This window comes from uncultured Cetobacterium sp., assembly GCF_945952365.1.
In the GTDB taxonomy this organism is placed as follows: domain Bacteria; phylum Fusobacteriota; class Fusobacteriia; order Fusobacteriales; family Fusobacteriaceae; genus Cetobacterium_A.
In genome coordinates this window covers 112,985-135,403 of sequence record NZ_CAMFHX010000001.1, presented here as the reverse complement: position 1 = coordinate 135,403, position 22,419 = coordinate 112,985, and the positions used below count along the sequence as shown (strand labels likewise).

Genomic DNA, 22,419 nt, shown 5'->3' with positions numbered 1-22,419 from the left:
GAAAATAAAAAACTGTACAAAAGTATAAATTTAATATATAATTAATACAAATCCTGTATATGTTTCTAATATGGTGAAACGTTTCTACAAGTTACCGAAAATAACTTACTATGGGCTTAATTTAAAAATTGTAAAATCTTCAATTTTGATTTAAGCTCATGTAAAGCATGGGTTTAATATAATTGGAGGTTTTTATTTTTATGAGAAATTTTTTTAAAGTTTTAGTTATTATTATTACAATGTTCTTAGGAAAGAGTCTAAATAGTTTTGCAAATTTAAAGGTTGGATTGGTTTTATCAACTGGAGGATTGGGAGATAAATCATTTAATGATTCAGCTTATAGAGGTTTAGAGATGGCTAAGAAAGATTTTGGAATAGATTTTAAATATGTTGAACCAAAAAATTCATTAGAGGATGAAGAATTTTTAAGAGAGTATGCAGAAGCAGGGTATGATTTTATAATTGGAGTAGGATTTCCAATGAGGGATGCAATAGAGAATGTTGCAAGAGATTATCCAGAGTTAAAATTTGCGATGATAGATAACACTACTAGTGAAGAAAATGTCAAAAATCTATTATTTAGAGAGAGTGAAGGGTCATTCTTAATGGGAGCTTTAGCTGCAATGATGAGTAAAAATGGAGTTATAGGTTTTGTTGGTGGAATTGATATACCTTTAATAAATAAATTTAAAGATGGCTATGAAGAGGGAGCTAAATATATTAATCCAGAAATAAAAGTTTTAAGTGCGTATATAGGTGGGACATCAGCATTTAGTGACCCATTAAAAGCAAATGAGATGGCAACTATGCAAATAAAACAAGGTGCAGATGTTTTATATCATGCTGCTGGTGGAAGTGGACTGGGAGTTTTAGAAGCGGCGAAAGACAATGGTATCTATGCAATTGGAGTCGACTCAGACCAAGATGATTTCGTTAAAGGAACTGTTTTAACATCAATGATGAAAAATGTAGATATAGCGGTATACAATACGGTTCAATCGATATTAAATAACGAATTTATAGGTGGAGATTTCTACTATGGATTAGAAGAGGGTGGAGTAGGAACAACAGATTTTAGAAATACAAAAGATATTATTGGAGCAGAAAAAATAGAGAGATTAAAATTGATTATAGAAAAAATAAAATCAAAAGAGATTGTTATAAAGTAGTATAAAGCAGAAGGTAGGAAGATATTTTTCCTACCTTTTATTTTATATGATATTTAAATTGTAACTTTTTTACTTTCTTTTGTACCTTTTAATCCAATTAAAATTAAAGATATAAAGAAAACCATAATTGCAAAAGTATAAGCTAGATTCATATTTGATAACTTAAGCCCTTCAGGTGCAACTAGGAAATAACAACTAATCATAGCAGTCATAAACGAAGCTGGAACACCAGCAACCCAATAGTTTCTTTTCTTCTCAATAAAATAAAATGTACAAGTCCATAAACCTAATGTAGCTAAAAGCTGATTTGTAGATGCCACATATCTCCAAAGAGTATTGAAGCCAAATTGTGATAAAAATCCAGCTAAAGCAAATAGAGGAAGAGCAATCAAAAGTCTATTTTTTAAAGAGCTTTGATTATAATTTATAACTTCAGCAATAGTGATTCGAGCACTTCTAAAGGCAGTATCACCTGTGGTAACAGGAAGAGCAATCAAACCAAAAAGAGTGAAGATTAAGCCGTATTTACCTAAAAGACCAGTAATCATTTTACTAACAGCAACCATTCCGCCACCACTTGCTGCTAACCCTTCAACACCACTGAAGAATCCTAAAGATATAGCTGCCCAAGTTAAAGCCACAAATCCTTCTAAATACATTGCAGCCATGAAAGATTTTCTGCCGTCTTTCTCACTTTTTAAGCATCTTGCAACTAATACCGATTGTGTCGAATGGAAGCCAGAGATAGCTCCACAAGAGATAACAACAAACATATAAGGGAAAATTGGAAGATTTTTAGGATGTAAGTTAGAAAAATTTACTTCTGGAATAGAAACTCCTTTTATCAGCATTGCTCCAATTAATAAAAACATCATTAAAACAAGAGCGCCTCCGAATAAAGGATATACTCTTCCGATGATTTTATCGATTGGTAATAAAGTAGCAACGATATAGTAAACAACGATTAATCCTAACCAAAAAGTTTTATTTACTCCAGTAAAAGATTGTAATATTTCAGCTGGACCAGTAATAAAAGCCACTCCAACAATAACCAGAAGAACGACTAAAAAATATTTTGTGAAAGTTTTTGCAGGTTTACCTAGATACCTTCCAATTAACTCTTGCATATTTTGACCATCATTTCTGATAGAGATCATTCCAGTATAATAGTCATGAACAGCTCCAGCAAAAATAGTACCAAAAACTATCCAAAGGAAAGATGAGCTTCCCCACATAGCACCAGCTACAGCTCCTGTTATTGGTCCCAATCCAGCAATATTTAAAAATTGAACGAGTAAACTTTTGAACCAGTTCATTGGAACAAAATCAACTCCATCACCTTTAGAAAGAGCTGGAGTTTCTCTTTCGTCCACTCCGAAATTTTTTTCTAAATATTTACCGTATGTATAATATGCAATGATTAAAGCAAGAACTCCCATAAAATAACTTTTCATAACATCCTCCTCTATTCCTCTATATTTTATTCAACTGTTGTTAACCAGTCGGTATATTTTTTATTCTCTCCAGTGACAACTTTGAAAAATTCATCTTGAATTAATTTTGTAATGTTACCTCTACTTCCATTTCCAACTTTTATATTATCTACACTACTAACTGGAGTTATCTCTGCAGCTGTTCCAGTTAAAAATATTTCATCAGCAAGGTATAAGAACTCTCTAGGAAGAGTTTCAAACTTAACAACTAAATTTAAATCTCTAGCAAGTTTTATAACTGCATCTCTTGTAATTCCAGCAAGAGATGATGAAGCAACTGGTGGAGTTAAAAGTTCTCCATTTTTAACTAGAAAAATATTTTCTCCGCTACCTTCACTGATATTTCCAAAGTAATCTAGAGCAAGTCCCTCTTCAAATCCATTTTCAAGAGCTTCCATTTTGATAAGTTGTGAACTTAAATAGTTTCCAGAAGCTTTAGCAAGAGCTGGAAGAGTATTTGGAGCAGGTCGTCTCCAAGATGAAACACAAACTTTAATTCCATTCTCTAAACCATCCTCTCCAAGATAAGCCCCCCATTCCCAAGCAGCAATAATTGCTTCAACTGGACAAACAGCAGGATTGACTCCAAGTTGATTATATCCCCTGAAAACAAGAGGTCTGATATATCCGCTTTTTAAATTATTAACTTTAACTGTATCTACAACAGCTTTTAAAAATTCCTCTTTTGAGTAGGGAACCTCCATTCTATAAATTTTACAAGAATCATAAAGTCTATCAATATGTTCTTCTAATCTAAAAATAGCTGTTTTTCCATTTTTTAATTTATATAATCTAATTCCTTCAAAGCATCCAGAACCATAGTGTAAAACATGAGAGAGTACATGTACCTTTGCATCATCATGCTCTTTAAACTCTCCATTGAACCAAATTTTTCCTGTATTTATCATAATTATCTCCTCCCGAAATTTTATTAAATAAAAAAGGCTTGAATCTATTTAGACTCAAGCCATAAAATGTATCACGATTGCTCAAGCCTTAGTTTTGTACTAAAATAAGGCTTGAATAGTTTAGAGAAAAAATTCTACTAAATTCAAACCGAAGAGCTTAATATTATAATTATCAGTGCTAGTAAAAATCCGAATTTTAATTTAGTGTTCATATATTTCCTCCTTTTGTCTTTTTATTTAAGACAGATAATAAACTATTTTTATATAAAAGTCAATAAAAAAATAAAAAATATTTTTTATTTTTTTTAGAAAAGTTATTTTTTTAACAATTTGTTGTAATTATATTCTTCAATGTTTTAGCTAATCCGTAAATTTTATATTTTGGAATACTGCAAACTGCAAGTCTTATAGCTCCCGGGATAATAATAGTAAAAATGTTTTCATCTTTTAGTTTGTCAGCCATTTTTTCATCACTCATATTTTCAAAAGGGATTGTTATGAAGAACCCACTTTTGTATGGTAAAGTTTTTAAATTTACACTAGCGGCCTCATCAAGAAAAATATCAGTTCTCTCTTTAAGCATATTTTTCATATAACTTTGTTCTAATAAAAGTTGTTTATATTTTTTCTTATCTAAAACAATATTACTGAATAGAGTCATACCACCTTTTGGAATGTTTGACCAGACACTTCTACAAGTATAAAGACTAGCATCTAAGAAGCTATTTATAGTTTCAGTAGATGAAGAGATTGCAATTTGAGCTCCAACTCTAAGTCCATAGCAGCAAAATGATTTAGACATACTGAAAGTTATTATAACCAATAGATTGTTTGGTAAATCTTGATAGAAATCTCTGAAGTTATTTACTTTATTATTGAAGTCCATATAGGCTATATCATTGATTAAAATAATATTACAAAGAGAACAAGCTGCTCTTAGAATTTCCATAACACCTTTAACTTCAGAGGTAGACATAGTATATCCAGTTGGATTATGGCAAGGGTTATTTAGAACTATAACAAGATTTTTTTGAATTTTAGCTAATTCTATGACAGAGTTTTCAAAATTTACAAGATCAAACTTGCCCCTGTTGTTGAATAAAGAGTAAGTTTGGAATCCACCGCCAACTTCTTTGCTCATAAGTTTGTAAGAGCTCCACATATAATTTGGAAGTAGAACCACTTCTCCTGGATTTATATAGTTTCTAAAAGTGTTGTAGATAGCTCCACTTCCACCAGGAGTTGCAATAACTTCTAAAAAATTGTTATCTAAATTATTTGAATAGTTTTTTCCAAGAACATATTGCTTAACCGCTTCAATAAATCTTTCTTCACCACTGATACTAGAAGAGTAATTGAAAAGTTCTTTATCAGAAAGATTTTTATATTCTTTATTTACAATATCTAAAGTATGCATCTCTTCATTGTCGTTATAAAAAATTCCTAAAGTTCCATTTATAACATTTTTTTGACCATATTTTTTAGATGCCAAATCTGCATTTTTAGCAATCTGGAATCCATTATCAAATACTTTTTTATTTTTAGAGTGTTCTGCTAACATAAAAATCACCTCATAAATTTTATTTTTCAAGTTAATTTTAAATGAAAATAGCTAATAAGTCAAGAAGAAACAAAATATTTTTTCTAATAAATAAATAAATAAAAAAATATTTTCAGAAAAATTCAATAAAAAAGGAAGAAAAAATCTTCCTTTAAATAGTGATTAAAACTCTTCTAATCTTCTTTCATACATGTATTGTGCAAAAGTGATATCATAAACTTGTAACATTTCTAAGTAATCCTCAAATAATCTTTTTACGAGAAGAGGAACTTCGTCTATTGGAATTATAAGGTTAGGAATTTCAAATGCTAAAGATTGAACAGATTCAGTTAGAATTCCACCCATATAAACTTGCATACAATCTGTTAAAACATCATTTATTTTCTTTTTTAAACCAATAAATCCTAAAGGAGCAACAGGAATTCCAGCACATGAACTTGGGCATCCAGAGATTCTAATGTTCTTAGCTTCTTTAAATATAATTTTTTTGTATTGTGGATACTTATTAGCTAATGAATCTAATTCGATACTTATTGAGTCAGCAACAGCAACAGAATCTTGAACTCCAATCATACATATTTTAGCTCCAACACAAGCTCTAATTTGTCCTCTAATAGAGAATGATTCAGTTACAATTTCAGGAATTTCATTATTTAAAAATTCATAAATATAAGGTAAAGCAGATTTATGAACTAGTGGAAGAACTAAGTTCTGGTTTATTGTAGCTCTTACTATAGGAGTGTTGATTTCATCTAAAAGTGTAGCTAATTTTTTTGCATGCTCTTTTGTTAAATCTCCATTTTTTACATATAGTACAAGAGATACAATATCTTTAAATTTAGTTTCTTTAGTACAAATATCTGTCCATTGATTAAAATTATCATTAGAATTAGTTAAATCAAATTTATTTAATTTTAAAATATGATTTGTATAACTTACAGCTTCAATGTGGCCATTCTCTATTTTTTCTTTGTTGAAATACTCAAGGAATATTTTTCTGAATCCTTCAATACCAACTTTTTCAACAAGGAATCTAAGTCTAGCTTGCATTCTGTTAACTCTATCTCCACGGTCATGGAAAAGTTCAATCATAGCTTTAACAGCTTTTAATAGATGTTCTTCAGGTAAAAACTCTAGTAAAATATGTCCAATTTTACTACCTCTTCCCATTCCACCACCAGCAAAAACTTTAAATCCTTTTTTTCCATTAATCTCTTTAGCTACAAATCCCATATCTTGGACAGCCATAACAAATTCATCTTCAGTGTTATTAGAGAAACCAATTTTTAATTTTCTTCCAAAATCAAAAGCTTTATCCATTAGGAAAACTTCATTTTCAATCATTTTAGCATAAGGAGCAACATCGAAATTACTTTTTTTATCCACACCAGTATATGTAGAAACTAAAATACTTCTGAAAGTATTTCCACCTCCACCTCTGAAGTACATCTCTTTTTCATTACAAAGGTTAATTGTTGATTTTACTTTATCAAATTCAACTTCGTGAAGTTGATAGTTTTGTCTAGTAGAAAGATGTAAGTAAGGAATATTTTCACTGTACATAATATCTACTAAATTTTTGAAATTTTCTTTTGAAAGTTCTCCACCAACAGCTTTTAATCTAAGCATCATTTTCTTACCTTTTTGTTCATAGATTCCAAATTTAGAACCTTTCTTTTTTAAGTCAGGTGATTTGATAATGTTGTTTGAATAATCTACAATACCTGTTTCAAGTTCGAGATATTCTTTTTCAATTTCATGCAATTTACTTTTAATTCTTTCCATAATAAAACTCCTTTATTAGAACATATTCTTTTTTAGTATTTTACATCTTTTTGAATAATAATTCAACTATTAATATTTATTTTTATAAAAAAAATATTTGAAAAACTCTACAAAATAAGTTAAAATATGTTGTAATAGTACACCATCAACTAAAAACGGGAGGAAAAAATGAAAAAGATATTATTAATGGTTTGTTGTTTATCACAATTAGCTTTTGCTTATAAAGCAAAATCAGAAGATTTGGGGAAATATTCAATAGAGGGATACAAACCACAAATACAGGAAGCTATAAAAAAAGCGGGGATAGCTTTTGATGGATTAGGAGATGTGTATGAAGCACCAAATTTAGGGTATTATAACTTTGCAACGATAGAGAAAGACGGAAAGGTTGTGGCTTATACAGGATTAACTCATGTAAAGTCATACAATAAGCATGAAGCGTTAATAACTGTTATATCTCCAGAAGGAAAATTATTAGGTTTCTATTTACCAGATGCAAATGATAAGCATCAAAATGTTCATGATCAAGAATGGATTAATAAATATTTAGGAAAAGTAGCAGAGGATTTACCAGTAGACTCTTTAGCAGGATCAACATTCCATGCTTATAGTGTAAACGGAGAACTTAGAAATACATTAAAAGCTTTTGACTATAAGAAAGCTGATTTTAAGAAATAAATTATAAAAAAGCCCTTCTGGGCTTTTTTTGTTTGACATAATTCTGAAACAAAAATTTTGTATTATAAGTAATAAACAAAAAACTTTGTTAAAGGATGTGTTGCAATATGACGATAATTTTACTTATTTTAATTATTTTTTTATTAACTGAAAGAAGAGAGAGTAATACATATGATTCAATAGGAACTAAAAAAAGTAACTTTGGTTTAATCTATTTTTTATTAGGAATTTTTATAGTAATGATAGTAGGTCATGTAATAGCATTTTTCGGAACTAGATATCTATATTTAAATGGTATGTCACCATTTATGTTTAGAGGGTTTGGAAATTTTTTATTAGGTTGTTAGGATAAAAAAACTAAAAAATAGGAGAAAAAATGAAAAGTAATAAAATAGAATTTGGATTGATGATTTTGGTAGGGATAATATTTTTAGGAAGTACGATTTTAACAAAAATTTTAGTGATATAATGAAAAAAGGGTCTTATGTGATAGACCCTTTTATGTTATTTTATTTATAGAAATTTTCACCAATTTTCCAGCAATTTCCAACTTTATCACCAAGTTTATAGTATGACTTAGTAGGCATTTCAAAGAGTATAGGCTTTAAAATATCATAACTAATATTTCCATTTTCATCTAAAACTTCAGGTTTTATATGTGTATGTCTAACTTTAAAAATATATTGATTGTGCTCTTTAGTTTCAAAGTTATCAGTTAGTTCACACTCCATAACGATAGGAGAAAGATTGATCATAGGAACATTTCTAATTCCCATTGTATATTCAAAAACATTTGATTTATCCACTTTTCTACCACTAACTATCCCAACAAAATCTGTAGCTTCTAGCATCTCTTCTGTTACGATATTCACAGAAACAGCATATTTATCCTTAATAATCTCATTACTAAAATGAAGCTTATTGATACTTAACATAATTGAATCCAATCCGATAAGTCCAACATGGGCAACATTAATCCAATTAACTCTTTCATTTTCATCAATCATTCCTACAACTACAGTAGGAGTGGGATATAAAGCAACAATTGGTCCAGCATTTTTCCACATAAAATCACCTCATAAATATAGTTATGTACTTCATTAGTCAATACTGTGAAAAAAGAAAAATCCTTTTATAAAAATATTATTTTTGTTGTTGATAAGTTTCAAAGAACTCATGATTAGCAATTCTATAGATTTCAGAGTAATCTAATGGTGAAACCAAGAAATCATTCTCTTTCACTATCATTTTTTCTCCCCATGGTGCAATGATAAAAAATTCCTCTTTATTTTTAACTTTTATAGCTTTTATCTCTCCGATTGGCTTGAAAACATTCCAAGTAGAGTTTTCTTTTTTTAAGAAAACATATCTTTTATCAAATTTATCTTTTGGAACAATATATTCCTCTTTAGCTTCGGTTGTATTTTTAACTATGTAGCTTGGAACAGTAACAGTGTTAGTTGTTTCTAATCCATCTTTAGTAAAGGTTTGGATAGTTTCACCTAATACAGCTTCTCTAGCTAAAATTGGTTTGAATTTTTCGAAAATAACACTTGTCTCTAATTTAGGTAGAAGTTGATCTTTTAATTGAGATTGATTAATAATCCCTGTATTTGCGTAAAGTAATGAACTAAATAGTAATCCTGTAAATATAAAATTTTTCATTTTCCCTCCAAATAATATTAAAAAAATAGTTATTGATAGCTTAACATATTTTTTTCTAAAAAACATTAGAAAGATTGAAAAAGAAAACAAAAAATAGTATACTTAAGTTGTATAAATGGAGGTGTATCAATTTATGATTGGAGTATTTTATAGTAGTCAAAGAGGAAAAAGCGAGTTTGTTACGACTTTAATTAAGGATAAATTAAAAGAAAAGTGTGATGTATATAAAGTTTCGGATGAAAATTTAGTTGAGAAAGTAAAGGAATATAATAGGTTAATTTTTATAATTCCAACCTATGGTTTTGGAGTTCCTCATCAAGAGTGGATAAATGTAATTGAAAAATTAAGAGAGATAGATTTCAGTGGAAAAGATGTGGGATTGATAGGAAGAGGAAATCAAGGCTTTTATGCAGCTACCTTTGTTAACGGAATGAAACCTATTTATGATGTTTTATTAGAAAAAAATGCAAATATAGTTGGAGAAACTTCAATAGAGGGATATGCTTTTGTAAAAAGCACAGCTGTTGTGAATGGTAAATTTATAGGATTAGTTTTAGATGAGATGTTTATGTTAAAAGAGATAAAAGATAGACTTAATAATTGGTTGATAGAAAATTTTGAAGAGGATTTAAATGAAAAATAAAGAAAGCTATTTAAAATTTATAGAGATTTTCCAAAATGAGAGAGATTTCTTTGAGTGTCATGAGATTTTAGAAGAGATTTGGGTAGAGGAAACAAAGTGTGAAACAAGAAAACACGTAGCGATAAATTTATTGTTGATTTCGGTTGGATTGCTTCATTGGAGAAATAAAAACTTTAAGGGCGCAGTCCAAGTTTTAGAAAATTCACTTAATAACTATGAAGAGGTTTCATTTTTGATAGAAGACCTAGGGATAGATTCAAAAGAGTTAAAAGATACTATTCAAGATACAATATTAAAAATTAAAAAGCAAAAAGATTACGAAGAGCTTTATCTGCCTTTGCATAAATAATAAAAACTACCCTGCTATCTATAGCAGGGTAGTTTTTAAATATTATTCTTCTATAGAACAATATTTTTCACAATGAACTTTAGATTTATCATATCTATTGATAAATTTATTTTCCTCTTCTGAATATCCAAACGATACAACACCAAATGGAATTATATGTTCAGGAAGATTAAAATATTTTTTTATTTTTTGAACTCTTTCAACTTCAGGATAGAATCCAAGCCAAACTCCACCTAACCCTTCTTCAACAATCTGAAGTAGCATATTTTGAATAGCTGCTCCTAAATCTTGCTGTAGCCACATATCATCTTTTTCTATTAATTTTGAATTACCCAAAACAACAATAGAAACTTTTGATTTTCCAGCTGGCGTTGCATGAGGGCTCATTAAAGAGATTTCTTTTTTCTTTTCATCACTTTCAACTATAATAAACTCCCACGGCTTAAAATTATGAGCTGATGGTGCTTGCATAGCAGCTCTTAAAATACGCTCTATTTTTTCACACTCGACATCTTTATCAGTAAAATTTCTAATACTTCTTCTATAAAAAATTGAATTCATTATAAGCTCCTTCATCTATTTTTTTAAATTAAAAATACATCTTTTTCCAGGTGTAAAGTAGCATTTATTACACGATACACATTTAGGTCTTTTTAAATCTCCAGACATCCAGATATTAACTAAATCAGGTTCGCAAGTAAGTGGTCTAGATAAAGAGAAATACTGCACTTTAGAAGAATTTAAAATATCCTCCATAACATCCACATGTCTATTTCCACCGATTAAAATAACAGGAGTCTCTATCTCTTCTGCCAACTTTTTAGCATAATTTCTAAAGTATGATTCATTTTCTTTTGAAACAATAACCTTAGTTCTTGCAGCTCCTAAATTGTTTTCTCCAACTTCTTTTATTGATTCGTTTCCACCAGTAACTTCTATCGCATCGATTCCTAACTCTGCTAATTTTTTAGCTACATACATACTGTCATCTTCTGTAAGTCCTCCATCTTTAATGTAGTCAGCAGAATTTAATTTTATCCAAATAGGAAACTCTTTTCCTACAGCCTCTCTCATTGCTGTAAAAATTTCAAAAATGATTCTTCCTCTATTTTCGATACTGCCACCATACTCATCTTCTCTCTTATTGTAGTATGGAGATAAAAATTGACTTAATAAATATCCATGTCCTCCATGTATTTGAACACCATCAAATCCAGATTTTTTAACTCTTAATGCTGCGTCAGCAAATGCTTTAACTAAGTATTTAATCTCCTCTTTAGAAATCTCTTTAGCCCAAGTTCCAGTATTTTCATTTTGTATAGTTGATGGGCCCCAAATAACTCTATCTCCAACTTTATAGTTAGTCATGAATCCACCATAAACTATTTGCATAATAATATTAGTTCCATGTTGATGGATTTTATCAGTAAATATTTTGTATTCATCTATAAAACTATCATTATATATTCCCATCATTCCAGGATTAGGTTGTTCATCTTCAGTAACAAAAGCATATCCAGTAATAAGTGTTCCTGCTCCGCCTGCAGCTAGCTCTTCATATATAGCTGAAAGCTCAGGAGTCAAATGACCGTTTTCATCTGCTAAATCTTCCCAAAGGGCTCCTCTTATTATTCTATTTTTCATTTCTAAATTACCTAATTTTGTTTTATCAAAAATACTTTTCATGGGTTCTCCTTCTAACTATTTATAAATTTATTTTCTAAATGGATTATAATCTGTTTTTTCACTTCTAACAAGTAGGCACATTTTTGTAAGATTAGTTACAAAAAAGTAAGAATTGTGTAAAATAAGCTAGAAACAATATATAACGATATATTCTAGCTTACAATTTTTTTAGTTTTATCTACAAAGTTGAGCTACTTTTTTATTTTTAGCTACTTCATAAGCTGACATTAAGAATGCAATAGATAAAATTGAAGCGGCTACCCATGGAGTATGTTCAACACCTACTGTAGAAACAACAACTCCTCCTATTGTAGAGGCTCCAGCTATTCCTAAGTTGAATGCGGCAATATTTAATCCAGCCGCTGAATCAGTAGCTTTTGGAGCTACTTCACTTGCTACTTCCACAACATTCATCTGAAGTGGTGGTACAATTGCAAAATCTAATAGTCCTAATGCAAACACATTGATTACTGCTAAAATTGGGGATTTAGCTGTAAAGTAGAAAGCTCCAAACGCAATTACTTGAATAAAGAAAAGTAATTTTAAAGAGTTCATAGCTCCCATTTTATCTGAAATTTTACCACCATAGATATTTCCAATTGCAACAGCAACACCATAAATTAGAAGTAAAACACTTATAGCGTTCGAACCAAATCCACTTACATTTTTTAACACTTCAGCTAAATAAGTTAGAAGAACAAACGATCCACCATAACCGATGATAGTTAGAAGATATGATTTAATTAATCTTTCTTCTTTTAAAACAGAAAATTGATCTGCAATACTTCCCTTTTCAGATTTTTTTAAAGTTTTAGGTGTTAAAATATAAGAAAGAAAAGTAGCGATTGCTCCTAATATAGTAACTAAGTAGAATGAGAAATTCCACGAGAATGTTTTACCTAAAAATGTTCCTAAAGGAACTCCAATAACTAAGGCAACAGTTAATCCAGCAAACATAATTGCAATCGCTTGACTTCTCTTTTCAGGAGCTGAAACCTCAGATGCAATAATACTTCCAATCGTAAAGAATACTCCATGAGATAATCCAGAAATTACTCTAGCTAAAATTAACATATTAAAACTAGTTGAGACTGCTGCTAAAAGATTACCTAATGTAAATAAGACTAATGTGAAAATAAGTTGATTTTTTCTACTTAAACTACTTATTAAATTTGTTAAAATTGGTGCACCAATAGCAACTCCAATGGCATACATAGAAACCACCATTCCCATAGAACTAAGAGATGTGCTAAAATAATTTGACATCTCAGCTAATAATCCTAATGGAATAAATTCAGTTACACCTATTGCAAATGAACTTAGTGTAAGAGCTAACAGTGCTCTTGGCATTTTTGTTTTTGTACTCATATAAAATCCTCCTAAAGTTTTCAATTTTTCTTAACAAAGTCAGTGTACAATAAAATTAAAAATTTGAAAATTAGGCACTTTTTTGTAAGACTACTTACTTTTTTGTAGGAATTTAATAAAATTAAACTTTGATAGAATAAAAAAAATATTTTATATTGTCGAAAAATATTTTAAAATTATTTTATAATTTGACAATATTGATTAAAATGTTAAAATAAAAAGAAAGAATTTTAAAATGAAAGGAGATAAAATGTTAAACTATAAAGATAAAAATTACTTTTGCCAATTAGATTTAGGATTAGAGTTTATTCGTGGGAAATGGAAGGGACTTATAATTTGTCACTTAAAAAATGAGCCTGTTAGATTTTTAGAGCTTCAAAGAAGAACGAAGGGTATAACTCAAAAAATATTAAATGAACAATTGAAAGCACTAGAAGAAGAAGGAATTGTTGAAAGAATTATTTATCCAGAAGTTCCACCAAGAGTTGAATATAAGCTTACAGAAAAAGGGTTAGCTTTACTACCAGCTTTAGAATTAATTGAAAAGTGGGCTGAAAAATATTTAGATTCTTGTGTGATTGGGGATTAAATAAAAAAGTAGAGTTATTTAAAAACTCTACTTGAAATTTCATAATATTTTTCTTTACATTTCATCATTTTTTCTAAATTTAATCTAGAAGATGGGCCACCAATTCCAATTACACCTAATAATTTATTATTCTTTAATATAGGAAATGCAATACAGTTCATTCCTATTTCAATTTCTTCTAAATCTAAAGCAAATTCTAAAAATTCATTATTAGAAAAACTTTTATATATTTTTCCAATAGCAGACTTTGAATAAACACTCTCTTCTATTCCAAGTTCTGGGTCTAATTTTAAATTATTTTTACTTTCAGATTTGTCGACATATATATATGAACTACCAATTTGTAGTGTTAAATATGTTGTTTCAGAAGAAAACTCAGTTAACTCTTTTAATATTGGATTAATTAACTTTTTTATTTCAAAATCTCTTTCGTAAACTTTACCCAATTGAAAAACTTTTACTCCAAGAGAATAAATAGGAGTATCTCCTCTTTCGACATATCCGAGTTGTTCTAACGTAGATATTAACGAATGTAGAGTACTTTTATTCAAATTTAGGCTACTACTTATATCTTGTAATCTAGCTTTAGGATTTAAAGCTAAATATTCAAGAATATCAATTGCTCTTCCTAAAGACTGTATAAATTTTTTTTCCATAAAAAACCTCTTTTAAGTTATATATTTAGATTATTATAGCATGTTTTAAAAGAATTATCAGTTAAGTATTTTTTTAGGGAGTAATTAAGTTATTTAAATCATAACGAATAATATTTGAGAACTTATCTTCTAAAATATCTTTAATTATATCTCTTTCGTCATCATAAAAAGTTGAGTGATCGTAACTTCTTACTCTAATAGTGTAATTTTCACTGAAATCAAAATATTTTGTAGTTGTTTTTTTATTTGGTGAATAAACTTTATAAAATCCACTGATTGTAACTCTTTTTCTTGCTACGAATATCTTGTTTTTATCTTTTACTTCCTCTCTTGTTTCAAGTGTTCTAATATATACATTCGAGAAATTAAAATCAATAAAGTAATCTTTAGATGTAGGCATTATTGAATTTGAAAAACCTTTAAAAATAACATAGTCTCCAAGATTTCTATCTCTATTCATATCAGAAGCATAAACTAAAGAGTTTGTAACTAAGTAATCCAATCTAGAAAATCCTCTAAAAGATGAGGAAACATAAAGGTTGATAGTGACGTCTCTTTCAAGATTAGCAATAGCACTGTTTATTATATAGCTACTAACATATTTATTTAAAATTTTATAATAGTTAATATTTTGTATTTTTTGATTTCTAGGAATATAGATTTTTTCATCTTTTAAAACAAAATCTTCAAATATCTTAGTAATTTTTAACTTTGAAGAGTTAAAGTCATTGTAATCAATTTTAACTGTAGGAAATTTAGAATGTATTTTTCTAAATTCTTCAACAGTAAGAAGATATAAATTTAACGAGTTTATATCTTGAGTAGAAAAATATCTATTTTGAAGTACTCTATTTTTTTGAGAAGTAATCTCTGCGTATTGCTTTTGATATTGAGCTATACCAACACCTGAGTCAGGGACATAATCCAATCCAGATATTAAATCAGAAGTTCCTTCAGAAGTCAATCCTCTTGAGTAATAGATTTTCAAAGCATTATCAATTTTACTATTTCCAATAGAGGTCATAATAGCACTACAACTAGATAGTAAGAGTAGAGTAAATGATAACAGAGCAATTTTAAAAAAAGAATATTTTTTCATAACGAAAACTCCTTTCATGATTAATATAATAGTTAATTATAGCATGAATTTTAAAAAAAGAATAAGTATATATTTTTCACAAGGTTATTGAACTTTGCATACAAATATGGTATTATAAAAAATAAAAAGTTTACTCGTATATTTTGGAGATATGGTCCAAAAGTTTCTACGTCCTAACCACAAATATGGATGCTATGGGTAGAGATTATACGAAAAAACTTCTTGAAAAATATATTTTAAGTGGTACTTGAGTGTAAATTCTATCCTAGATTAGAGTTTACACTTTTTTTATTATTTAATCGGAGGTTTTTTGTGAGACAGATTTTAATAAAGAATGCATATATAGTTTCTATGAATGCAAAAAGAGAAATTTTTAACAACGGTTCTATCTTAATTGAAAATGATAGAATAAAAGAGATTGGAAAAATAGATGAGAAAAATTTATTAGCAGATGTAGAAGTTTTAGATGCAAAGGGGAAAATTGTATTACCTGGATTTGTAAATACTCACGTTCATCTATCACAGCAATTAGGGAGAGGGATTGCTGATGATGTAGATCTTTTAACTTGGTTAAGAGAGAGAGTTTGGCCATATGAAAGTAGTTTTGATTATGAGAGTTCTTTAATATCATCAACAGCTTGTTGTGTTGAGATGATAAAATCTGGAGTTACAACATTTTTAGAATCTGGTGGACAATATGTAGATGCTATGGTTGAAGCAGTAAAAACTACAGGAATTAGAGCAGCACTTTCAAAATCAGTTATGGATGAGGGCGTTGGACTTCCAGAAAACTGGATAAAAACAGCGGATGAAGAGATTGCAACTCAAAAAGATTTGTATGATAGATTTAATAATACCGCAGATGGAAGAGTTAGAATTTGGTTTGGATTGAGAACTATATTTAATAACTCAGATGAACTGATATTAAAAACAAAAAAGATGGCAGATGAGTTAAACACAGGAATTCATATGCATATAGCAGAGATAGCAGCAGAGAATGATTATGTAAAAGCGAGTAGAGGAGATTCAACAGTAGAGCATCTGCATAAATTAGGTGCTTTAGGACCAAATTTATTAGCTGTTCATACGGTTTGGTTAACGGATAGAGAGATTGATTTGTTTAGATTATATGATGTAAAAGTATCCCATAACCCAGCGGCAGCAATGAAGGTTGTATTAGGATTTGCAAGAATTCCAGAGATGTTAGAAAAAGGACTGAATGTTTCTATCGGAACAGATGGAGCACCTTCGAATAATAGAATGGATATGATGAGGGAGATGTATTTAACATCACTTATTCATAAAGGTAGAACTTTAAATCCAAAAGCTGTTCCAGCAGAACAAGTTCTAGAGATGGCAACTGTTCATGGAGCTAAATGTGCACTGTTAGATAAAGAGATTGGAAGCTTAGAAGTTGGAAAAAAAGCTGACTTAATAGTTTTAAATCCAAATACACTTCACTCATTACCACTTCATGACCCTATAGCTAATATAGTTTATACAATGTCGAGTGAAAATGTTGAATCGACAATGTGTAATGGGCAGTGGTTAATGAAAAATAGAGAGATTTTAGTTTTAGATGAAGCTGAGCTGATTGAAAAGTTAAAAGAGAAAGCAGCAGAGATAAAAAAGAAAGCAAAGATTGAGTTACCAAATAGATTCCCAGTAGTGGATATAATATAACGGAGGATAAAGTGAGCACATTAACAAATAAATTAAATAGATTTTTTAGAATAGAGGAGAGAGGAAGTTCTATTAGAACCGAGGTTTTAGGAGGGCTTACAACATTTTTAACAATGGCTTATATAGTATTCGTTAACCCAGCAATACTTTCGGCTACTGGAATGGATAAAGGAGCACTAATAACAGTTACATGTTTAGCGACAGCTATTGGAACTGGAATAGCTGCACTGTGGGCAAATGCACCGTTTGCGTTAGCACCAGGAATGGGATTGAACGCATTTTTCACTTATACATTAGTTTTAGGGCAAGGAGTTTCTTGGGAGGATGCATTAGGTGTTGTATTTATATCAGGACTATTCTTTTTACTTATGACGTTAGGTGGGATTAGAGAAAAGATAGCAAATGCTATTCCATCAGTTGTTTCAACAGCGGCAACATCAGGAATTGGACTATTTATAGCTTTCATAGGATTAAAAAATATGGAGGTAATTGTAGCCAATCCAGCAACTTTTGTAGGATTAGGAAAATTCTCTTTACCGACTGTTTTAGGAATTTTAGGATTAGCTATAATGGCTGTTTGTGAGATAAAAAGAGTTAGAGGTGGAATTTTAATAAGTATAGCAATAACAACAGTAATTGGTATGGTATTAGGAATAGTAGATGCTCCAACAGCAATAGTTTCACTGCCACCAGCAATTACACCAATCTTTATGAAGGTGAATATTTTAGGAGCTTTAAAAATATCATTAATAGGATCAATTTTCTCGTTTATGTTTATAGATTTATTTGATTCTTTAGGGTTTATGATGGCTTGTTATAAAAACATGGGATTGGTTCAAGGGGATGAAGGAGCAAAAGGTTTAAAAAGAATGCTTCAAGTAGATGTGTCTTCAACTTTAATCGGAGCTGTTTTAGGAACAAGTACAGTAACATCATTTGCTGAATCAGCAGCAGGAATAGCAGCTGGAGCTAGAACAGGATTGGCTTCATTAGTTACAAGTGGACTATTTTTATTAGCGTTACTTTTCACTCCTTTAGTAGGAGTAGTTCCAGGATATGCATCAGCACCAGCATTAGTACTAGTTGGAGTATTTATGTTTAAATCTATAGGAAATATAGATTTTACAGATATGAAGTTAGCTGTACCAGCATTTATAACAATAGTTATAATGCCGTTGACTTATAGTATTAGTATTGGACTTAGTTTTGGATTTGTTGCTTATATAATAACTCACATAGCTGCGGGAGAGATAAAGAAAATAAATTTAACACTTTGGGTAATAGGGGCTTTATCAGTTTTAAACTTAGTGGTATCATAGTTAGTATTTAAGAGAGAGTTAGTTCTCTCTTTTTTTTTAGAAATTTCTTAAAGGAATTGAGAAAATTCTGAGGAAAATGTATAATGTAAATTGACAAAACTAATTTGGAGGAAGATATGGACACGTTATCACTAGTATTAATATCTATAGGGTTGGCTATGGATGCATTTGCAGTTTCATTGACAGAGGGATTGGCAATGAAGAGATTAAAAAAAAGGAATATATTTAGAATTGCACTTGTTTTTGGAGGATTCCAAGCTCTAATGCCGTATATAGGATGGAGAATAGGTGGAGTTTTTGCAGAGAAAATATCGAAGTATGATTATATTGTAACAACAGTATTACTATTATTTGTTGGTGGGAAAATGATTTATGATGGATGGCAAGAGCAAGAGTGCGAAGAGAAAGGTAAATGCGATATGGTATCAAATTTACTTTTATTAGGATTTGCTACAAGTATTGATGCTTTGGCTATTGGATTCTCATTCTCATTAGTTCCAAATTTAGATATCTATTATTCAATAGAGATAATAGGAATAATAACTTTCTTTATAGCTTCAATTGGAGTTTTCTTAGGGCATAAGATGGGTCATCTAATAAGCTATAAAACAGAGTATCTAGGTGGAGGAATTTTAGTTTTGATGGGATTGAAAGCTTTCGTAAGTCACTTTATCTAAAGAGGAGAGATTATGGAACGATTGTTTTTAGTAAATTTTATGTTTTTATTAGCAATTTTACCAATTATATATTTAAGACGTAGTTATTTTAGAAGAAATATTTTTTTAGGAAGATTTTTGGGTAACTATATTTTTATAACTCACTATATATTTTTTCTATTGATTATACTAGGAGTTGTAAATCATTTTTATAACTTAACTAAATTTGATATGTTGACTGTAGCTTTTATAGTTTTGCCAATATTTTTTATTTTTTCTTATTACAATTTTTCAGTTGCTCGAGTAATAAGAACAGAGATTCATTTAAAAAACCATAATATAGGCAAAAAATTGAGAATAGCTTTTATATCTGATGTTCACTTATCTGCATTGACTAATAAACAAAATATAGAGCGTTCATTAGAACGAATGTTTGAAGAGGAACCAGATATTCTTTTGATAGGTGGAGATTTAATAGATTATAGCTGTAGAGATATAAAATCAAATTTTTCAAATAGTTTTAGAAGAGTTACACCTCGATATGGAGTTTATGCTATTGTTGGAAATCATGAATATCAAGGTGGAATTGAATCAAATATAAAATATATTGAAAATTTGGGAATAAAAATTTTAAGAGATGAAGTTTTAACAGTTGATGGTGTAAATATAATTGGAAGAGATGATGTTACAAATAAAAGAAGAAAAAAAATTGCATATTTAACAAAAAAGATAGATACTGATTTACCAACAATCCTTCTAGATCACAATCCAAATTCGATAGAGGAAGCAATTTTAAATAAAATTGATTTAGAGCTTTGTGGTCACACACATAGAGGACAATTTTTCCCTTATAATCTTATAGTAAAAAAGATGTATAAGAATTATCATGGGTATAAAAAATTTGATGAAACTCATACACTTGTGAGTGCAGGATTTAGTTCATGGCTTGTACCATATAGAGTAAACAGCACGAGTGAGATAAATATTATAGATTTATACTATTAAAAAAAGCCTAGCAAAAAAAATGCTAGGCTTTTGTTTTAAATAAAAAGTATAAATAAACTTCCTAAAAGAATTAAAATTGAAAAATTTAAAATCGAAAAAACTTTAAAGTATTCTTTTTTATCTTCAGGATATTCATCAAGATATAGTTTATATGATATTAAACTAGCTAACGATGCGATTAAAGTTCCAAGACCACCAATATTAACTCCTATAAGAAGAGGTTTCCATTCTGCTGTGAAACCAGAAATAAGAATTGCAGCAGGAACATTACTGATAATTTGACTCATAAAAATTCCAGTTAAATATATTCCTAAATCAGTTGCCAGTAAATTTGTCATTATCTCTTTTATAAAAGTTATATTAGAAAGATTACCAACAAATATAAAGAAGCTGACAAAAGTAGCCAAAAGAATCCAATCTAATTCTTTAAAAATATTTTCTTTTCTTAAAATAAGATAAGTTAGATTTAAAAGAGTTACATAGGTTATTGGAAATTTAAAAAATATATTCATCAAAACTAAAATAAAAATAGTTGATGAAAATAAAACATTTAAATTTTTATTCAAAATAGGTATGTCTAACTCAAAAGATAGCTGATCCTTTGGTGTAAAAAAATTAATAGTTAAAAGAATAACTAAACCTAAAGCGGATATACCGATTGTAACTTTAAAAAATTCAAAAGCTGAAGGTGCATATTTAGAAAATATGAAAATATTTTGTGGACTACCCATAGGGGTTAGAGCACAGCCTAAATTAGCAGCGATAGTTTCTAAAATAATAATTTTTAAAGTAGAAAAATTGGATTTTTTTCCAATTATTATAGTTAATGGAACAAAAGTTATAAGTGCCACATCATTAGTTAAAAACATACTAAAGAAAAAAACTAAAAATATTAGAACTGCACAAATTACTCTTTGATTACTATACTTTTTTAAAAAACTGATAGCTATAAAATCCAAAATATTCTCTTTTTTATAGAGTTCAACAACAACCATCAGATTAAAAAGTATCATCAATACATGAGTATCAATATATGAAAATTTTGGCAATGAAATAAAACTCGTAATTACAGCAAAAAGGGTCGCTATAAGAAATAGCGACTCAGATTTTAATCTATTAAATAACTCTTTCAAAATTTATCCTCTCCAGTATACTATTCAAAATGACAGAGAATAAGTTCGTATATTATGTTAGCCATCAATCGAGACGTTCTATCATCATAGTCAAATGTTGGATTGATTTCAGCTACATCAATTGTTAAATTTTTAGAATATCTAGCAATTGTTTTAAGTAATGGTAATGCATTTCTAGGATTTACACCAAAAGTTTGGGGTGCACTAACTCCAGGTGCAGATGTAATATGAAATACATCTGTACATAAAGTGAGATGAATATAATCATTTCTATTTAAAATAGAGTAAAGTTCATCGTTAGGGATTGTTCTTATCTCTTCTGCAAAATAGTAATTAACACCTAAGCTATCAGCTCTATCAAAAAGTCTTTTTGTATTAGAGAATTTCTGAACTCCAAAAACATTGTAGTCAAAACTAAGATTTTTTTCTTTACAGATATCAGCTATTTGTAAAAACATAGTTCCAGAGTTTCTACCGTTAGAATACTCTCTCATATCAAAATGAGCGTCAAAGTTTATAATTCCAATTTTTGGAGCTATACTTTTTTCAGAAGCGTATTGTAAAATCCCACTATAGTTAGCAAAAGCGACATCGTGTCCACCACCCAAAAGTACAACTAAGAAGTTTCTTTTTTTAAGTTCTGTGACAATATTAGCTAGTTCAGCATGGGCTGATTCAAGGTCATGCCCAACTACTTCAATTGGAAACTTTAAATCATAAAATTTTAAGTCCTCTTTAAATATAGGGAAGCCTGATAAAGCTTTTTTAACCTGAATCCATCCATCTTTAGCTCCTAATCTTCCAGAGTTTCTTCTTACTCCTTCATCCGAGTTAAAACTGACAAAACAAACTTTTTTTTCATCGAAGTCTACAGTTATTAACTCTTCAAGAGTCATAATTTTAACAACTTGATGAATCCTAAGAACATCTAACTCTTCTCCATCTACTCTTCCATTCCAGTACATAACTCACTC

The 22,419-nt window shown here is 29.3% G+C and carries 23 protein-coding genes and 2 riboswitches; of the genes, 10 read left to right on the top strand and 13 right to left on the bottom strand.

The annotated features are described in order from the left end of the window. Positions 1-33: 33 nt before the first annotated feature. A riboswitch (purine riboswitch) is annotated at positions 34-131 on the top strand. Between the two features lie 69 nt (positions 132-200). After that, entirely contained in the window at positions 201-1,169 is a 969-nt protein-coding gene (locus Q0O83_RS00675; RefSeq protein ID WP_294093096.1) for a BMP family ABC transporter substrate-binding protein, read from the top strand. A gap of 53 nt (positions 1,170-1,222) precedes the next feature. Here the strand turns inward: Q0O83_RS00675 and Q0O83_RS00670 are convergent, their stop codons facing one another. The 4 genes from Q0O83_RS00670 to Q0O83_RS00655 all read right to left on the bottom strand — a co-directional run bounded on the left by Q0O83_RS00670 (position 1,223) and on the right by Q0O83_RS00655 (position 6,916). Beyond that, positions 1,223-2,623, bottom strand: a complete 1,401-nt coding sequence (locus Q0O83_RS00670; protein WP_294093090.1) for a carbon starvation CstA family protein — start codon at positions 2,621-2,623, stop codon at positions 1,223-1,225. Positions 2,624-2,649: 26 nt separating this feature from the next. Then, a complete protein-coding gene (locus Q0O83_RS00665; protein ID WP_294093087.1) occupies positions 2,650-3,570 on the bottom strand; it encodes a branched-chain amino acid transaminase in 921 nt (306 codons plus the stop codon). A gap of 322 nt (positions 3,571-3,892) precedes the next feature. Next, positions 3,893-5,131 (bottom strand): aminotransferase class I/II-fold pyridoxal phosphate-dependent enzyme, encoded by a 1,239-nt coding sequence (locus tag Q0O83_RS00660; protein WP_294093084.1) that lies wholly within the window; start codon positions 5,129-5,131, stop codon positions 3,893-3,895. A 162-nt stretch (positions 5,132-5,293) separates the two neighbouring features. After that, positions 5,294-6,916: a nitrite/sulfite reductase gene (locus Q0O83_RS00655; protein ID WP_294093082.1), complete on the bottom strand. Its 1,623-nt coding sequence runs from the start codon at positions 6,914-6,916 to the stop codon at positions 5,294-5,296. Between the two features lie 168 nt (positions 6,917-7,084). On the opposite strand from Q0O83_RS00655, the gene Q0O83_RS00650 reads away from it, so the two are divergent. Both Q0O83_RS00650 and Q0O83_RS00645 read left to right on the top strand, forming a co-directional pair. Beyond that, the gene (locus Q0O83_RS00650; RefSeq protein ID WP_294093080.1) at positions 7,085-7,594 is read left to right on the top strand and encodes a hypothetical protein; all 510 of its coding nucleotides are present in this window, start codon (positions 7,085-7,087) and stop codon (positions 7,592-7,594) included. Between the two features lie 107 nt (positions 7,595-7,701). Further along, complete coding sequence (locus tag Q0O83_RS00645; RefSeq protein WP_294093078.1) at positions 7,702-7,941, top strand: hypothetical protein; 240 nt, start codon at positions 7,702-7,704, stop codon at positions 7,939-7,941. A 162-nt stretch (positions 7,942-8,103) separates the two neighbouring features. On the opposite strand, the gene Q0O83_RS00640 is transcribed toward Q0O83_RS00645, so the two are convergent. After that, the gene (locus Q0O83_RS00640) at positions 8,104-8,661 is read right to left on the bottom strand and encodes a flavin reductase family protein (protein ID WP_294093076.1); all 558 of its coding nucleotides are present in this window, start codon (positions 8,659-8,661) and stop codon (positions 8,104-8,106) included. A gap of 76 nt (positions 8,662-8,737) precedes the next feature. Further along, entirely contained in the window at positions 8,738-9,259 is a 522-nt protein-coding gene (locus Q0O83_RS00635; protein WP_294093074.1) for a hypothetical protein, read from the bottom strand. 133 nt (positions 9,260-9,392) lie between these two features. On the opposite strand from Q0O83_RS00635, the gene Q0O83_RS00630 reads away from it, so the two are divergent. Both Q0O83_RS00630 and Q0O83_RS00625 read left to right on the top strand, forming a co-directional pair. Then, positions 9,393-9,902 (top strand): flavodoxin domain-containing protein, encoded by a 510-nt coding sequence (locus Q0O83_RS00630; protein WP_294093072.1) that lies wholly within the window; start codon positions 9,393-9,395, stop codon positions 9,900-9,902. Beyond that, positions 9,892-10,251, top strand: coding sequence for a DUF309 domain-containing protein (locus tag Q0O83_RS00625; protein WP_294093069.1), 360 nt, complete (start codon positions 9,892-9,894; stop codon positions 10,249-10,251). Before Q0O83_RS00630 ends, Q0O83_RS00625 begins: the two co-directional genes overlap by 11 nt. Positions 10,252-10,293: 42 nt before the next feature. Here the strand turns inward: Q0O83_RS00625 and Q0O83_RS00620 are convergent, their stop codons facing one another. The 3 genes from Q0O83_RS00620 to Q0O83_RS00610 all read right to left on the bottom strand — a co-directional run bounded on the left by Q0O83_RS00620 (position 10,294) and on the right by Q0O83_RS00610 (position 13,305). Continuing rightward, positions 10,294-10,812 carry a nitroreductase family protein gene (locus tag Q0O83_RS00620; protein WP_294093067.1) on the bottom strand — a complete coding sequence of 173 codons (519 nt, stop codon included), beginning with the start codon at positions 10,810-10,812 and terminating at the stop codon, positions 10,294-10,296. Between the two features lie 15 nt (positions 10,813-10,827). Continuing rightward, positions 10,828-11,937: an NADH:flavin oxidoreductase gene (locus Q0O83_RS00615; RefSeq protein WP_294093066.1), complete on the bottom strand. Its 1,110-nt coding sequence runs from the start codon at positions 11,935-11,937 to the stop codon at positions 10,828-10,830. Between the two features lie 174 nt (positions 11,938-12,111). Beyond that, positions 12,112-13,305: an MFS transporter gene (locus Q0O83_RS00610; protein WP_294093064.1), complete on the bottom strand. Its 1,194-nt coding sequence runs from the start codon at positions 13,303-13,305 to the stop codon at positions 12,112-12,114. Positions 13,306-13,555: 250 nt separating this feature from the next. Between Q0O83_RS00610 and Q0O83_RS00605 the strand changes: the two genes are divergently transcribed. Further along, complete coding sequence (locus Q0O83_RS00605; RefSeq protein ID WP_294093062.1) at positions 13,556-13,894, top strand: helix-turn-helix domain-containing protein; 339 nt, start codon at positions 13,556-13,558, stop codon at positions 13,892-13,894. Between the two features lie 14 nt (positions 13,895-13,908). On the opposite strand, the gene Q0O83_RS00600 is transcribed toward Q0O83_RS00605, so the two are convergent. After that, the gene (locus tag Q0O83_RS00600; RefSeq protein WP_294093060.1) at positions 13,909-14,550 is read right to left on the bottom strand and encodes an IclR family transcriptional regulator; all 642 of its coding nucleotides are present in this window, start codon (positions 14,548-14,550) and stop codon (positions 13,909-13,911) included. Positions 14,551-14,623: 73 nt separating this feature from the next. Continuing rightward, the gene (locus Q0O83_RS00595) at positions 14,624-15,649 is read right to left on the bottom strand and encodes a hypothetical protein (protein ID WP_294093057.1); all 1,026 of its coding nucleotides are present in this window, start codon (positions 15,647-15,649) and stop codon (positions 14,624-14,626) included. A 114-nt stretch (positions 15,650-15,763) separates the two neighbouring features. After that, positions 15,764-15,864: riboswitch (purine riboswitch) on the top strand. A 97-nt stretch (positions 15,865-15,961) separates the two neighbouring features. Here Q0O83_RS00595 and Q0O83_RS00590 point away from each other — a divergent pair. From Q0O83_RS00590 to Q0O83_RS00575, 4 genes are all read left to right on the top strand, one after another. Continuing rightward, positions 15,962-17,332 (top strand): amidohydrolase, encoded by a 1,371-nt coding sequence (locus Q0O83_RS00590; RefSeq protein WP_294093055.1) that lies wholly within the window; start codon positions 15,962-15,964, stop codon positions 17,330-17,332. Between the two features lie 11 nt (positions 17,333-17,343). Further along, complete coding sequence (locus Q0O83_RS00585; protein ID WP_294093053.1) at positions 17,344-18,651, top strand: NCS2 family permease; 1,308 nt, start codon at positions 17,344-17,346, stop codon at positions 18,649-18,651. A 116-nt stretch (positions 18,652-18,767) separates the two neighbouring features. Next, positions 18,768-19,328: a manganese efflux pump MntP family protein gene (locus tag Q0O83_RS00580; protein ID WP_294093051.1), complete on the top strand. Its 561-nt coding sequence runs from the start codon at positions 18,768-18,770 to the stop codon at positions 19,326-19,328. Positions 19,329-19,340: 12 nt separating this feature from the next. Beyond that, a complete protein-coding gene (locus tag Q0O83_RS00575) occupies positions 19,341-20,312 on the top strand; it encodes a metallophosphoesterase (protein ID WP_294093049.1) in 972 nt (323 codons plus the stop codon). A gap of 35 nt (positions 20,313-20,347) precedes the next feature. Here Q0O83_RS00575 and Q0O83_RS00570 read toward each other — a convergent pair whose 3' ends face one another. Further along, positions 20,348-21,445 (bottom strand): SLC13 family permease, encoded by a 1,098-nt coding sequence (locus Q0O83_RS00570; protein WP_294093047.1) that lies wholly within the window; start codon positions 21,443-21,445, stop codon positions 20,348-20,350. A 20-nt stretch (positions 21,446-21,465) separates the two neighbouring features. Continuing rightward, positions 21,466-22,410, bottom strand: coding sequence for a formimidoylglutamase (gene hutG, locus Q0O83_RS00565; RefSeq protein ID WP_294093044.1), 945 nt, complete (start codon positions 22,408-22,410; stop codon positions 21,466-21,468). Between the last annotated feature and the right edge of the window lie 9 nt (positions 22,411-22,419).